This window comes from Ilumatobacter sp., assembly GCF_046290335.1.
Lineage (GTDB): Bacteria > Actinomycetota > Acidimicrobiia > Acidimicrobiales > Ilumatobacteraceae > Ilumatobacter_A.
The window spans coordinates 1,385,909-1,399,563 of record NZ_JBKAGH010000001.1 but is presented as its reverse complement, the minus strand read 5'-3'; the positions used below and the strand labels follow the sequence as shown (position 1 = coordinate 1,399,563).

The 13,655-nt window shown below is 66.6% G+C and carries 15 protein-coding genes; 7 read left to right on the top strand and 8 right to left on the bottom strand.

The genetic code is table 11. The features are described from left to right. Positions 1 to 97: 97 nt before the first annotated feature. The 5 genes from ACE37B_RS06285 to ACE37B_RS06265 form a co-directional block, all read right to left on the bottom strand. A complete protein-coding gene (locus ACE37B_RS06285) occupies positions 98 to 799 on the bottom strand; it encodes an MgtC/SapB family protein (RefSeq protein WP_409922421.1) in 702 nt (233 codons plus the stop codon). Positions 800 to 1,258: 459 nt separating this feature from the next. Beyond that, entirely contained in the window at positions 1,259 to 2,650 is a 1,392-nt protein-coding gene (locus ACE37B_RS06280) for an NAD-dependent succinate-semialdehyde dehydrogenase (protein ID WP_409922420.1), read from the bottom strand. A gap of 122 nt (positions 2,651 to 2,772) precedes the next feature. Then, entirely contained in the window at positions 2,773 to 3,789 is a 1,017-nt protein-coding gene (locus tag ACE37B_RS06275; RefSeq protein ID WP_409922419.1) for a YihY/virulence factor BrkB family protein, read from the bottom strand. A 4-nt stretch (positions 3,790 to 3,793) separates the two neighbouring features. Then, positions 3,794 to 4,093 (bottom strand): hypothetical protein, encoded by a 300-nt coding sequence (locus ACE37B_RS06270; protein WP_409922418.1) that lies wholly within the window; start codon positions 4,091 to 4,093, stop codon positions 3,794 to 3,796. A 54-nt stretch (positions 4,094 to 4,147) separates the two neighbouring features. Then, positions 4,148 to 4,324, bottom strand: a complete 177-nt coding sequence (locus ACE37B_RS06265; RefSeq protein ID WP_409922417.1) for a hypothetical protein — start codon at positions 4,322 to 4,324, stop codon at positions 4,148 to 4,150. 66 nt (positions 4,325 to 4,390) lie between these two features. Here ACE37B_RS06265 and ACE37B_RS06260 point away from each other — a divergent pair, with 66 nt between their 5' ends. Continuing rightward, a complete protein-coding gene (locus ACE37B_RS06260; RefSeq protein ID WP_409922416.1) occupies positions 4,391 to 4,591 on the top strand; it encodes a hypothetical protein in 201 nt (66 codons plus the stop codon). Between the two features lie 66 nt (positions 4,592 to 4,657). Beyond that, a complete protein-coding gene (locus tag ACE37B_RS06255; protein WP_409922415.1) occupies positions 4,658 to 6,415 on the top strand; it encodes a SpoIIE family protein phosphatase in 1,758 nt (585 codons plus the stop codon). 136 nt (positions 6,416 to 6,551) lie between these two features. On the opposite strand, the gene ACE37B_RS06250 is transcribed toward ACE37B_RS06255, so the two are convergent. Beyond that, on the bottom strand, positions 6,552 to 6,869 hold the full coding sequence (locus ACE37B_RS06250; protein ID WP_409922414.1) for an STAS domain-containing protein: 318 nt from the start codon (positions 6,867 to 6,869) through the stop codon (positions 6,552 to 6,554). Here ACE37B_RS06250 and ACE37B_RS06245 point away from each other — a divergent pair. Beyond that, on the top strand, positions 6,868 to 7,050 hold the full coding sequence (locus tag ACE37B_RS06245; protein ID WP_409922413.1) for a hypothetical protein: 183 nt from the start codon (positions 6,868 to 6,870) through the stop codon (positions 7,048 to 7,050). The two genes, ACE37B_RS06250 and ACE37B_RS06245, sit on opposite strands and share 2 nt — an antisense overlap. A 39-nt stretch (positions 7,051 to 7,089) precedes the next feature. Here the strand turns inward: ACE37B_RS06245 and ACE37B_RS06240 are convergent, their stop codons facing one another. Together ACE37B_RS06240 and ACE37B_RS06235 are read right to left on the bottom strand one after the other, a co-directional pair. Further along, entirely contained in the window at positions 7,090 to 7,677 is a 588-nt protein-coding gene (locus ACE37B_RS06240) for a hypothetical protein (RefSeq protein WP_409922412.1), read from the bottom strand. 311 nt (positions 7,678 to 7,988) lie between these two features. Continuing rightward, the gene (locus tag ACE37B_RS06235) at positions 7,989 to 9,716 is read right to left on the bottom strand and encodes an SDR family oxidoreductase (protein WP_409922411.1); all 1,728 of its coding nucleotides are present in this window, start codon (positions 9,714 to 9,716) and stop codon (positions 7,989 to 7,991) included. 92 nt (positions 9,717 to 9,808) lie between these two features. On the opposite strand from ACE37B_RS06235, the gene ACE37B_RS06230 reads away from it, so the two are divergent. The 4 genes from ACE37B_RS06230 to ACE37B_RS06215 all read left to right on the top strand — a co-directional run bounded on the left by ACE37B_RS06230 (position 9,809) and on the right by ACE37B_RS06215 (position 13,641). Further along, positions 9,809 to 11,194, top strand: coding sequence for an FAD-dependent oxidoreductase (locus ACE37B_RS06230; RefSeq protein ID WP_409922410.1), 1,386 nt, complete (start codon positions 9,809 to 9,811; stop codon positions 11,192 to 11,194). A 51-nt stretch (positions 11,195 to 11,245) separates the two neighbouring features. After that, positions 11,246 to 11,983: a pirin family protein gene (locus tag ACE37B_RS06225; RefSeq protein WP_409922409.1), complete on the top strand. Its 738-nt coding sequence runs from the start codon at positions 11,246 to 11,248 to the stop codon at positions 11,981 to 11,983. A 162-nt stretch (positions 11,984 to 12,145) separates the two neighbouring features. After that, entirely contained in the window at positions 12,146 to 13,177 is a 1,032-nt protein-coding gene (locus ACE37B_RS06220; RefSeq protein ID WP_409922408.1) for a phosphotransferase family protein, read from the top strand. After that, positions 13,174 to 13,641 carry a hypothetical protein gene (locus tag ACE37B_RS06215; protein WP_409922407.1) on the top strand — a complete coding sequence of 156 codons (468 nt, stop codon included), beginning with the start codon at positions 13,174 to 13,176 and terminating at the stop codon, positions 13,639 to 13,641. The genes ACE37B_RS06220 and ACE37B_RS06215 overlap by 4 nt, the downstream gene beginning before the upstream one ends. Positions 13,642 to 13,655 lie beyond the last annotated feature (14 nt).

Here is a 13,655-nt window from a genome sequence, read left to right as displayed (position 1 = left end):
AACGGTCGTGACGTGTTCCCGACCAGAACTCCCTGACGCTATCGAATTGCCGGAGCCGGTGCATCGGTCACGCCCGTCACACCCGTCGCAGCGCGTGTCACAGGTTGGCAGCGGTGGAGGCGGATCGGATGCCGTCGTGCTCGGCGAGTACCCGCAGGAAACGTGCCGGTTCCGGACCGTCTCGATCGCGCCATAACTCGACCGTCATGCGGCCGCCGCCGGGACCGACTCCGAAACGCAGCGTCCGCACGTTGTCCCCGGCGAGTTCGGTGATCGCCCGGACGATCGCGCCGACGTCGGCGGATTCGTCGAGTTCGAGCGCGACGACCGCATGGTGGCGGCGTCCGAGACGTGTGACGTAGGTGCTGACGGGTCGCAACAACGCCAGGGCGACGATGGTGATGCCGCCGGCGACGAGCGTTGCCTGCCAGAAGCCCACGCCGGCTGCGACGCCCAGCGCAGCGACGCTCCAGAGGGATGCTGCCGTCGTGATGCCCGACACCCGTCCGCCGTGTTTGAGGATCGCGCCGCCGCCGATGAAGCCGATGCCGGGCGCGACGTACGCCGCGATACGCGTGACGTCGACGGTGACATTGCTCGCCGAGCGCTGCGACACGAAGGCATCGAACGCTCCGACCGAGACGACGCCGAACAGCGCCGAACCGACCGCGACGAGGACGTGCGTCCGAAATCCGGCGTCCTGGCCGTCGTATTCGCGTTGGAGTCCGACGATCCCCGCGACCAGTGCCGCCAACGCAAGGCGACCCGTCACCTCCCACACATCGAGATCAGCAGTCATCGCGCAGGTGCAGGACGGCTCGGGCGGTTCGTGGTGGCATCGATGCCCGGGGAATTCCCGCTCGCTCGCGGAGCAAACCGCACCGAGCCGTTTGCCTCGGGAGTACGAGGGGTACGAGATGGAATACGGCGACGGATCACGGACCTTGCGTCGAGTCCGTCAAGGTGGCGCAAACGCTCAGAGCACGACGATGGCGACGACGACGGTCAGGAGCGCCATCACCGCCAAGGCCAGATAGTGCTCGCGTCGCATTCGCCGACGTGGTGCCGAAGGGCCAGGGTGGGGTCCTCGTCGCATGTGGTCGTCGTCTCCGTTCTGGTCGGCGGTGAATGGTCGGCGGTGAATGGTTGACGGTGAATGGTTGATGGTGAATGGTTGACGGTCGAGTTCGATCATCGCACCGCCACGGCTGTGTGGAGGTCAGCCGTCGGGACGTCGGATACCCGCGCTGCAGCCCTGTCAGGCATCGACCACCATGATCGATTTGACGTTGACGAACTCCTTGATCCCGAACCCACCGTGCTCGCGGCCGTAGCCGGAGTCCTTGACGCCGCCGAACGGAAGCTGCGGGTTGGCGAGGTGGTAGCCGTTGATGTTGATCATGCCGGTGTCGAACTCGTCTCGTGCGAGTTCGACGGCACGCTGCACGTCGCGGGAGATGATGCCACCGCCGAGCCCGAAGCGCGAGTCGTTGGCGACGCGGATCGCCTCGGCGTCGTCGGCGACGCGGATCAACGACGCAACCGGTCCGAACAGTTCGTCGTCATAGGCGGGCATGCCCGGGGCCACGTTCTCGAGGACCGTTGCGGGGTAGAAGAAGCCGTCACGATCGGGAACCTCGCCGCCGAGCGCAACGGTGGCGCCAGCCTCCACCGAACGGTCGACCTGGTCGGCCAGTTGCTCGCGCAAGTCGTCGCGAGCCATCGGGCCGATGCCGGTCGCGTCGTCGTGGGGATCGCCCATCTCGACGCTCGACATCGCGTCGACGAAAGCGGCTCGGAACTCGTCGTACACCGAGTCGACGACGATGAACCGCTTGGCGGCAACACAGGTTTCGCCGTTGTTGTAGACGCGGCCGTTGACGCATACCTCGACGGCGACGTCGAGATCGGCATCGGACAGGACGAGGTAGGCGTCGTTGCTGCCGAGCTCCAGCACGCTTTTCTTCACGTGGCGGCCTGCCTCCGCGGCGACAGCGCTCCCGGCGGTGGTACTGCCCGTCAGGGTGACTCCTCGAACTCGAGGGTCGCCGATCAGTTCGGTCGTCTGGTCTTGGCCGACCTTGACGACCCGGAATGCATCGGCTGGCACGGCGGCGTCGTGGTAGATCTCCTCCAGTGCGAGGGCGCATCCCCACACGCTGTGAGCGTGCTTCAGCAGGACCGTGTTGCCAGCTGCGAGTTGCGGAATGCTGTACCGGATGGCCTGATAGATCGGGAAGTTGAACGGCTGGATGCCGAGGATCACGCCGATCGGCTGGTAGCTGACGATGGCTCGGCCTCCATCGAGCGGACGCTCGTCGTCGGCGAGTTGGTCGGCGGCGTGATCGGCCGTGAAATCGCAGATCGCTGCGCACAGCTCGACCTCCTGACGGGCATGCGACTCGAGCTTGCCCATCTCGTCGGCCATCAGGGTCGCGAGATCGTCCGCCCGGGTGCGCAGGAGGCGGCCGATCTCTCGGACGATCTCGAGGCGATCCGTCAGGGGGCGCCGCCGCCACTCGTGGAAGGCCTGATGCGAGCGGTCGAGGATGTCGGCGATCTCGGTGTCGGTGTGTTCGTCGTAGGTGGACAGGACCTCACCGGTGGTCGGGTTGACGGTCTGGGATTGGTTCTTGGTCGCGGTGCTCATCGGGCCTCCGGATCTGAGTGGGGAACTGGTTGTGCGGATCTGGTTGTGCGGATCGGGGGCGGCACCGCTCGCCGGGCCGAGGGACGAGGCTCCTGGCGGAGGCGGGCACCGTCGACCGAGCCCTACCCGTCATGCTCCGCGGGGAAACGTGGGCCGTCGTCGTTCTGCCGGCGCGCGTCGTCGAGTACCTCGGTTGGAGCGTTGACGACGACGCCGAGTTGCTCGTCGTGTCGTACCCGCTCGGTGTTGTACACCATCGCTCGGCGGTCGGCTTCGGTGAGGAGCGAGTCGGGTTGACCGTGGATGGATCGTGGTGTGAGGCCATGGACTCGAACAGCGTTGAACTCGGCAGCGAGGACGATCGCTCGTGAAACCAGGTGGAGCCACACGAGCAAACCGATCACGATCGCCAGCGAGCCGTAGGTGTCGCTCGCGTTCTCGACATAGCGCCTGGCGACCCATCCGCCGATCTGTTGCAGCCCGAAAATGACTGCGCCCCCGATGACCGCTCCGGGAACGTGGACGCGCCACGGGTCCGTGTTCGGGCTGAGGAAATGGAACACCGCCATCAGTCCCATGATGTTGACGGCCAGGTTGAGGCTCAGACCGAGAACGACGGTGGCTGGTGAAACGCCGAAGAGCGCTGCGATGTTGCCGACCAGCGTGGAGATCGCGATCAGTACAGCGATCGACAGCACTGCGGCCAGACCCTGCGCGCGTTTGCGGAGGAAGTTGTGACGTGAGCTGGGAACGACATCCCAGACCGTGGCGAAGGCACTGGCGAGGGCCGCAGTGGCGGCGAGGCCAGCCCACAAAGCGGTGGCGGTGCCCACGGCCAGTGTGACGATGCTGCCCGATCCACTCGATTGCGGTGCCGACACCTGTTGACCGATGATCGGGAGCTGCCCGAGTGCGGAATCGACCAGGTCCTCGCGCAGTCCGGGACGACCGTTCAGGATGATGTCGAGAACGCTCACGAAGACCAGCAGCAGCGGAAACACGCTGAAGAAGGCGAAAAATGCGACGGCGGCCGACATGCGGCCGCCGTCGTGTTCGCTGAATCGTCGGATGACCGCAACGGGCGTGGCGAGCCATGGCCGTTCGCGTTGGACCCGGTCGAGCCGACGTACCAGGTCCACCGGGTCAGCTCACCGCGCGGGGTGAGCTGCTCGGCGACGCGTTGGCTGTCGGTGCAGCCTCGCCTGCTGCGGCTCGGCCGTCGATCGAGTCGACCACCGAGTTCCCCGCCTTGTCGACGGTCTCGGCGGCTTGCTCGGTCACGGTGTCGGCGATGTTGCCGACATTGTCGGATACCGCTCGACCGACTGGTTCGGCCTGCTTCTTCACGCGCTGCACGATCTGCTTTCGCTGCTGTTCGCTGAGCGAGGAGCCGATGCTCATGCCGACGAGCGTTCCGATGACGAATCCCTTGATGAATTTCATGCGCAGGTGCTACCCCGAGTCGAGTCGTGCGAAACGTGCTGCCGGATCGATCCGTCAGGTGGCGATGTCGTCGTCGGGATGCTCGACGTCGTCGGCGAGTCGGCGCGCCTTGTCGACGTCGTCGCCGGATGCGGGCGTGATCTCGTTGTTGGCCTTTTTCGCCTCGGGCATCCGATCCGGATCGTGCGTCTCGTCGTGCTCGTTGCTCGTTCGGGTTGGTCGTGCAGTCATGGTGCAAGGGTTCCCGCTCGCAGCGGCCGTCAATCCTTCGAACTGGCACGATCGGGGAGCGCCACCGTGCTGGTGCTGGTGCTGGCGCTGGTGCTGGCGCTGGTGATGGTGATGGTGATGGTGCCGGCGAGCGTGCATGGAGTCGATCTGCCCGACCGACCGCCAACCGACACGCGCTGCTGTAGCGACATGCCCGGCGCTTTGTCTGGTGTGCCGGGTCGGCGCGATGGGTTATGGTCAAAGCGAACGCACAACCTTCCGCAGTGAGGGCCAGCCGAAACAGCAGCCGAAACAGCAGCCGAAACAGCAGCCGAAACAGCAGCCGAAAGCAGCATGGACACCGATCTCCGCGATCACCTCGAAGGTGCCACGGTGCTGATCGTCGTCCACGACGACGATCAGCGCGAGTCGCTGCGCGGCTGGTTCGTCGATGTAGGCGCCTCCGTGATCGAGGCGCGCTCAGCCGACGCTGCCTTCCGCCTCGCTCGTGACCGACCCGACCTCGTCCTGCTCGATGCGCAGCTCGGCGAAACGTCGACTGCCGCGTTGATCGATCGGCTGAAGTCCGATGCGGTGACGTCGACGATCCCGTTGATCCAGCGTTCGAGCGCTCCCATCGACGACGGGTCGGTGGCCGACGGTCTTCGACGCGGGGCTGACGCGTACCTCGTCGAGCCCGTGTCGCAGCGGGTCCTGTTGGCGACAGCCGATGCGACCTTGCGTACCCAGGAGCTCGCTCGTCGTCTCGAGGTGGCGTTGTCGAGCGGTGACAGCGGCGTGTTCGATTGGAACATCCCGACCGGAGTGGTCACATGGAACGATTCCCTGGAGCGCGTGCACGGGATGGTCCCCGGTGAGTTCGGCGGAACGATCGACGACTTCTACACGTCGGTGCATCCTCACGACGCGTCAGCGCTTCGCGCTCGCGTCGAGGTGTCGCTGGAGGTCGACGACGCGTTCGTCTTGGCGTACCGATTCGTGCGTGCCGGCGGCTCGATCGGCCACATGGAATCGCGCGGACGGATCTTCCGGGCTCCCGATGGTGCCCCCGTTCGGATGCTGGGGTTGGCGCAAGACGTCACGAACCGCGTGACGCAGCGGGTTCAGATCGATCAGCTCCGACGGCTTGCGTCGCAGCTGAGCGGATTGCGAACGTCTGCGGGGGTTCTCGAGGCGCTCGGTGCCGAACTCGTCGACACCAACGTGCATCTCGACCTCGTCGAGGCGGGTGCATCGAATGCCGACGACGTCGTGTTCTCGTTCTCGGTCGGTGAACGCCGGCTCGACATCGGCTGGAGCGAACGCGCTGACGGTGTGACACGGCGCCAGGCCATCGCCATCGGCGAACTGGCGGGCTCGGCCATCGACCGTGCGCTGCGCTACGAAGCGGAACGAACCAATGCCGAGATCTTGCAGCGGGCGCTGCAACCCGAGTACGCGACATCGGTCGGCGGCTACCGCTTCGATGCGCAGTATCTGCCAGCGGAGCGAAGCGACCGGCTCGGCGGCGACTTCTTCGACGTGCTCGATCTCGACGACTGGGTGATCATCACGGTCGGCGACGTGGCCGGGCACGGGCTCGAGGCAACGCGCCAGATGGGCGCCATCCGTTCGATGTTGCGAACGGTGGCTGCGAGTCGTCGAGGCGATCCTGCTGCCATCGTGGCCGAGTGCCGCTCCCTCTACTACGCCGTGTGCGGTCTGGATTGCCCGTTCTCGACGGTCATCGTCGGACGGCTCGACAAAGCCAGTGGGCGCGTCACGCTGGTGTCAGCCGGCCACCCGCCACCGCTGCACTGCGCACGAGGCGGCGTCCTCTCGTTACTGGAGCTCGTACCGGGTCCGCCACTCGGGGTCGTCGCGGACGGGCACACCGCAGAGGTGGAACTCGTCCTCGCTCCGGGCGATTGGCTGGCGATGTACACCGACGGAGTGTTCGAACGCCGTGACATGCCCTTCGACGAGGCGGTGCGGAAAGCGATCACTCGGCTGGGTGGTGTTCCGTCGGCAGAGGGGCTCGTCGAGGCCGGTGAATGCTCATCGATGACGGCCGACGATCGTGTCGCCGTCGTGGTCGAGCGCACGATCTGATCGCTGCGACATCGCGAGTCGACGGGTTCTGGCCGATGTCGCAGTTCGATGTTGCAGTTCGATGTTGCAGAGCGTGAGGGCGGGTGTGCCAGCTGGGGCTGTCCGCTGGTCGGCGGTACTGCTGTGACTTTGCGCGTCAGCCAGCGGGCGTCACCGTGAAATGACCGGCGAGCCCACTGATGTCGAAGAGCCGCGACACCGTCGGTGTCGGGGCGACGAGCTCGAGATCGCTTCCTTGTGCCCGGCAGGTCTCGGTGACGCCAAGCAGGACCCGGAGTCCGCTCGAATCCATGAACGTGACCTCTCGGACGTCGAGCGTGACGCCATCGGAATCGTTCAGGTACGTCTCCAAGCACGACTTCAACGACGGCGCTGTCTGCGCGTCGACTTCCCCGTCGAGGCGGAATCCGCCGTCGATGTTCGTGATCGTCAGTTCGGTTCCCATGTCCGACATGGGCGCCAATGTAGTCACGTCGGAGCGGCGCCGCGGCGTTCGCATCGGCGAGCGCGTCATGTGGCGCTCGCCGATGCCGTTGATGGTGCCGTCGATGGTGCCGTCGATGGTGCCGTCGCCGATGCCGTTGATGGTGCCGTCGAGCTCGGCGCGGATGCCTCGGCGACGGCATCGCTCGTGATACCGATCTGGTGGTGCCTCACGATCATCGGGGTGCGCGTCACGATGCCTCCCCGTAGGTCTCGATGCGGATCTCGTCGTCGTCGACCACGAGAAAGTAGGGGTTGACGCCGGGTACGAGGTTCTGCGTGACGCGTTCGACCGTCTCCGCGACGTCGTCGCCGGAGAGCAACCGCTCCATGAGGCGAGGTTTGTCCGGATCGGCGGGAAGCAGGACTGCGTCGATCTCGACCTCCTGGAAGACGTCGATCATCGCCGTGAGTGATGGGATCGTGGCGATCCATGCAGCGGCCGACACGCCAGCTGCTTCGATGTCTCGGAGTTCGACTCGCAGGTGGTCGAGATCGTCGGTGTCGAACTCCGATGTGTCGAATCCGTCGGCGTCGAGATCGTCGGCGCGCAGCGGCCCGGTGGGGTGCGGATGATCGGTCCATCGTTCTTGTGAGCGGTCGTAGAGGATGATCTCCCATCCCTGGTCCGCAGCGATCTCCGTGGCGATACGGCGAACGCGGGCTGCTTTGTCGTCGCCCCGTCCCGTGGTGACGGCGACTCGTCGAATCCGGGGGAGCGCCTCGGCGAGTTCGTCGGAGATCCGTAGCTCGTCGGTGGTGGTGCGCAAGAGTGTCATGCGCGAGGCGTACCCCCATCGCCGCAGGGGTAAACCGTTCCGTCGGCGCTTACGCGGTGTTGTTGTCGCGGTGTTGTCGTCGCGGTGTGTTGTCGAGTCGTGGTGTCGGATCAGGTCGTGGCGGGTCGATGTTGCCTCGGCAGCGGCGGATGGCGCGAGTCCGCCGCCACCGAGACGGCCCAGCGAGACGAACCCCCGGGAGGGAGGGATGTCTCGAGGACGAGGGGCGACCGCACCGACCGACGTCGGACCAAGCGCGAAGCGTCATGGCACGAAGCGTCGAGGGTGAGGCGGTCGTTCATGAGCGAGGACTACCCGAGTGTCGGCGAGCGAAACGTCGCTGGCGCTACAGCAGCCGAGGCCTCGGCGGCCTCGGCCGCCGACACGATTCGTCGCAGCATGAGCGGGAAGATCACCAGGTGGAACGGGACGAGAAGCCACCAGTACATCCGGCCCAGCAATCCGGCCGGCGCGTAGCGCGCTCGCTGAATCATCCGTCGCTGCACCCGCTCGTCGTGCTGGGTGCCGGTCTGCTCGCCGTCGGGTTCGTCGAGGATCTCCCATTCGAGCCATGCCATTCCCGGGAGGCGCATCTCGGCGCGCAGTCGGAACAGACGGTCATCAGCGTGTTCGACCCGCCAGAAGTCCAACGCTTCGCCGACATGGATCTCATCGGGGTGGCGTCGGCCGCGTCGAAGTCCGACGCCGCCGACGAGCGAGTCGATCACGCCGCGGATCGACCAGAGGAATCCGAATCCGTACCAGCCGCGAGCGCCGCCGATGCCCTTCACCGTTCGCATCAAGGTCGCTGCCGACGCATCGGTCGTCCGCTCGCGTCGGTCTTCGACGACGGTGCCGCCCGACCAGTCGGCGTCCCACGGACGCGGTTGTGCCGAGGCAAGCCGAGGGGTGCTGCCCGACCATCGAGTGGGGATGTCGAGGTCGTCGAGTGCAGCGATCGACATCTCGATGGCCGCGCGCATCGACAGGGGGCGCCGACGCCCAGCCAGACCAGCCAGGTCAGCCAGACCAGCCAGACCAGCCTGGCCGGTCGTGACGACGACGTCGTTGGACAGACTGCCGATCAGGGAGCGCGACAGCTGCGCCGGAAGCGGAGTGACCAGGTTGACCCAGTGCGACGACAACCGTGGGGTGAGGACCGGCACCGAGAGCACCCACCGTCTCGCAAGCCCGGCGACCTCGGCGTAGAGGTCCATCAACTCGCGATAGGTCACGATGTCAGGGCCGCCGATCTCGAAGACATCGTGGCTCCCACCGGCGTGACGATCGGTGTCGCACAGGTCGCGCGCCAGCCCATCGACCAGCCACGCCAAGACGTCGGCGATGGCGATCGGTTGCACCAGCGTGCTCGACACCCAGCGCGGCGTCACCATCACCGGGAGCACCTCGACCAGACTGCGCATCATCTCGAACGACGCCGAGCCAGCGCCGATGACGATCGCCGCTCGGAGCTCCGTCACCGGAGTCGCACCGGCTGCGAGTTCACGGCCGACGGTGTGTCGTGACCGCAGGTGGGGTGACAGCTCGGTCGACTCGTCGCCGAGCCCGCCCAGGTAGACGATGTGCTGCACCCCGGCTCGCTCCGCGGCGAGGCGCGCGTGCTGCGCAGCGGTTCGTTCTGCTGTTTCGAAGTCCTCGTCTCCGAGTGAATGAACGAGATAGACCAGCTGGCGAGCACCGGCGAATGCGGCGTGGAGTGTCGAAGGGTCGTCGAGATCACCGGCCACGATCTCGACGTCGCTGGCCCACGGCACCTCCCGGAGACGTTCCGGCGACCTCGTCATGCAGCGAACGGACCAGCCGCCGCGCACGAGCTCGGGGACGAGTCGACCGCCGACATACCCGGACGCACCCAACACCAGCACCGTGCCCCGACCGTCACGACCGTCACGACCGTCACGACCGATCGGTGTGTCACCGCCGTCGGCGACTGTCGCGGCATCGTGCGCGGCCTCGTGTTGGCGGGTGAGGGAGTGCGTGTCATCGGGCTCGAACGGGGTGCGCGCTCCGTGGTTCATCGCCGGGGGTTTCCCACCTCGAGCTGTGTTCAACCGTGAACGTGTTCAGCCGATTCGTGTAGATCCGACGCGACGGGGGTACCTCCGAGCCCATGGGTGCACAGCAGTCCGATCGGGTCGGCATCATCGGAGGCGGATCGGCAGCCGAAGCGCTGGCCGCCGAGCTGGCGGGAATGTTCGACGTCATCGTGTTCGAGTCCGACCTCGTCGGTGGCGAGTGCCCGTTCGTCGCCTGCATGCCGAGCAAGACGATGCTGCACGACGGGCGAGTCGGGCACTCCTGGAACGACGCCGTGGAACACCGCCGCCAGGTCACCGATGGCCTCAGCGACGAGCGCCACGTCGAGGGGTTGCGCTCGAACGGTATCGAACTCGTTCGGGCCCGGGCGAGCGTCGTCGATGTCGACACGATCGAAGCCGACGGCGAGCGCTACCACGTCGACCACATCGTGTTGGCAACGGGGGCCAGCGCGGTGGTGCCGTCGATCGACGGCATCGACGACGACCGGGGCGAACGCCTCGACGGCGTGTGGACCAGCGAGGACGTGTATCGAGCGACCATCCAGCCCGACCGGGTCGTGATCCTCGGCGCCGGTGTGATCGGTCTCGAGACGGCGGACATGTTCCGTCACTTCGGGACCGACGTGGTCGTCGTCGATCCCATCGATCGCTCGCTCGCCACCGCCCCGCCTGTGCTCGGCGACATCGTCGCGGGGGCGTTGACGTCGCGCGGGATCGACCTGCGCTGGGGAACCGAGGCAACGGCGCTTCGTCCGGCAGAGCGCCGCGAGGGGCAGCGAGATCAGGTGGTCGTCGAACTCTCCGACGGGACGTCGATCGCAGCGGATCGGGTCGTCGTCGCGGTCGGGCGCACCCCGAACACACACGATCTCGGGTTGGAGTCGATCGGCATCGACCCGGACGAGCCGTTGCCGGTCGATGACCACGGGCGGCTTCGAGTGGACGGCTCGATCTGGGCGATCGGCGACGTCGCCGGCCGAGGCGAATACACCCATCTTGCGTCGCACCATGCGCTCGTGGTCGCCGACCGGCTCCGTGCTGGTGCCGGTGCTGGTGCCGGTTCGCGGCGCTTCGACGACGTCGTGTTGAGCAGCTGCATGTTCACGACGCCGCCCTTCATCCAGGTCGGACCGTCATGGAGTGAACTCGACGGTGACGACGACGTCGTGTCGGTCGGTGTCGACCTGTCGAGCATCCCGCGGTGGTCGACGGACCGCCTCGGTGACGGGCATCTGTGGGTTGCCGCACGCCGGAGCACTCGCGAGGTCATCGCAGCCGCCGGCGTGGGACCGTCGTTCGACGAGATCGTCCACGCGATCGTGGTCGCGATCGACGGCCGGGTGCCGGTTGCTCGGCTCCGACACTCGATGCAACCGTTCCCGACCATCGGCGAGATTCTCGGTCCGGCATGGAACGAGCTGCACCAGCGATTGTCGGAAGCGCCCCCGAACGAATGACGAATATTTCCGAACGGAAATAGAGCGCCGACCACGCTGGTTGTCCTCGACATGACCGTGACCCCCGCCGTGACCCCCGCCGTCGACATCCGTCGGTCCGCCGATCGATTCCACACCCGCGCCGGGTGGCTCGACTCCAAGCATTCGTTCAGCTTCGGACCGCACCACTCGCCGGACAACACGAACCACGGCCAGCTCCTCGTCCTCAACGACGATCGGGTGGCGGGTGGCACCGGCTTCGAGACGCACCCGCACCGCGACATGGAAATCGTCACGTGGGTGCTCGACGGTGAACTCGAACACAAGGACTCCGAAGGCAACCGCGGGCTCATCTATCCCGGGTTGGCCCAGCGGATGAGCGCGGGCCGAGGCATCTGGCATTCGGAGAAGAACGGGAGCCCGGACCAGGACGTGCACTTCATCCAGATGTGGGTGCTTCCCGACACCGAAGCGGTCGATCCCGGCTACCAGCAACTCGACATCGACGACGAGCTCGGCCGAGGTGGGCTCGTTCCGATCGCATCGGGCCAAGGACATGACGCGGCGATCTCGATCCGTCAGCGCGATGCGGTTCTCTGGGGCGCTCGGCTGCAACCCGGTGAGCGCGTGCAGGTTCCCGATGCACCGTTCGGGCATGTCTTCGTCGCCCGCGGCGACGTCGAACTCGAAGCGTCGGGTCGACTCGCCACCGGCGACGCCGCCCGCCTGTCGGGTGTCGACGGCCTGGCTTTGTCGGCCGGTGCCGAGGGAGCCGAAGTGCTGATCTGGACCACCGGTCCGATGGGCTGACCGACTGGCTTCGACACCTGCGCTCGGCCGGCGCTCGAGCGGTGTGGCCGTCGACTGATCGACCGGGTCGCTGCCGACCGAGAAGTGGGCGCAGGACTCGTCGGCTCGGCTACGGTTCGGTCGACATCGAAACGGGGGTTGGATGTGCACGAACGAGCGTTGATGCCCGAACGCGTTGCCGCGTTCCTCAAGCTCCATCGAAGCGACGTCGACGACATCGAGGTCGTCTCGTACGACCCGATGGCCGGGGGCTACAGCCGGTCGATGGCGAGTGCTCGCGTTCGCTACCGATCCGGAGAGGTGATGCTGGAGGAAACGGTCGTGCTGCGCGGGGACCCGCCCGCAGGCCACGCCATGATCGAGACCGACCGCGACCACGAGTGGATGGTGCTCGAGGCACTCACCGAACTCGGAGCGATCCCGATTCCCGCCGCTCGGTACTACGACGCGACCGGAGGACACCTCGGTACGAAGGCGATCGTGATGGATCACGTGGCGGGCGGTTCGTTGCAGTCGCTGTTGGAACGCAGCGACGACTACGGCGATCACCCGACCCGTCTGGCGGAGTTGTGGGGCCTGGTTCACTCGGTCGAGTCCGACCAACTGCCAGCGGCGATGCCGCGACCTTCGAGCTGGGACCAGCGCATCGACGACCTCATCGAGATGTGGCGGACCGTCGAGCAGCGCAGCGTCAACAGTGACCCGGTGTCGCGCTACACGGCTGCGTGGCTGAGTGCCAACAAGCCGCCGCCGCTGCCGTTGCGGCTCACCCACGGCGATCCGCAGGCGCCGAACGTCATGATCGACGCCGAGGGCGAGTACCTGCTGCTTGATTGGGAGTTCGCCTCGATCGGCGACCCGCGCGAGGACCTCGGTTGGTACAACATCTACTCCTCGGCGGCCGGCCCGAACCTCTATACCCACGACCCCGAGGCCTTCTTGCAGGCGTACCGAGCGGCCACCGGCTTCGGTGAGGCCGAGGTCAACCAGTGGACGGTCGGCTACTTCACGATCCTCGCCGGGGTCAAGGTCGGTGCGACGATCAGCGAGCAACTCGACCGCTTCGCGCTCGGCGAGAACTCCGGCGTGATGACTGCGATGCAAGTCGGATCGCTCATGTACGGCCACGAGCAGAACCTCGCCGCCATCGCCGGTCTGCAGGCCGCACTCGAGGTACGAGGAGCTCCGTCATGATGGTCCGACCCACCACGAGCCAGTTGCTGCGCGACGTGCGCCACGAACTGGTGGAGACGATTGCGCCCGAGGTCACCACCGCAACCGCCCGCGTGGCGCTCGAGCAGATCGACATCATCCTCGAACAGTGCGCGGTGCGCGCCGATCACGAGATCGCATGGATGGGCGAGGAGATCGCCGAGATCGACGACTTCGCCGGGCGGGTGATCGACCGGACCGGCGACGAACCGACCGCAGCGGCACTCCGGGCAGCACGGCACGAAGCAAGCGGATCGCTCGCGCTCGAGTCGATGTGCGACGACTACAACCGCATGTCGGCAGCGTTGTCGTGCGCCATCGAAGCGTGCATGGGGCAGCCCGATCGGGCCGACCTGCTCGCCGAGGCGATCGGCATCCTGCAGACTCGGCGTTCCGAGCGTGAGCTCGTCGTGCGCGCCAACTGGCGTCTCGTCGGCCGCGGCTGACCGCCTACGTTTGC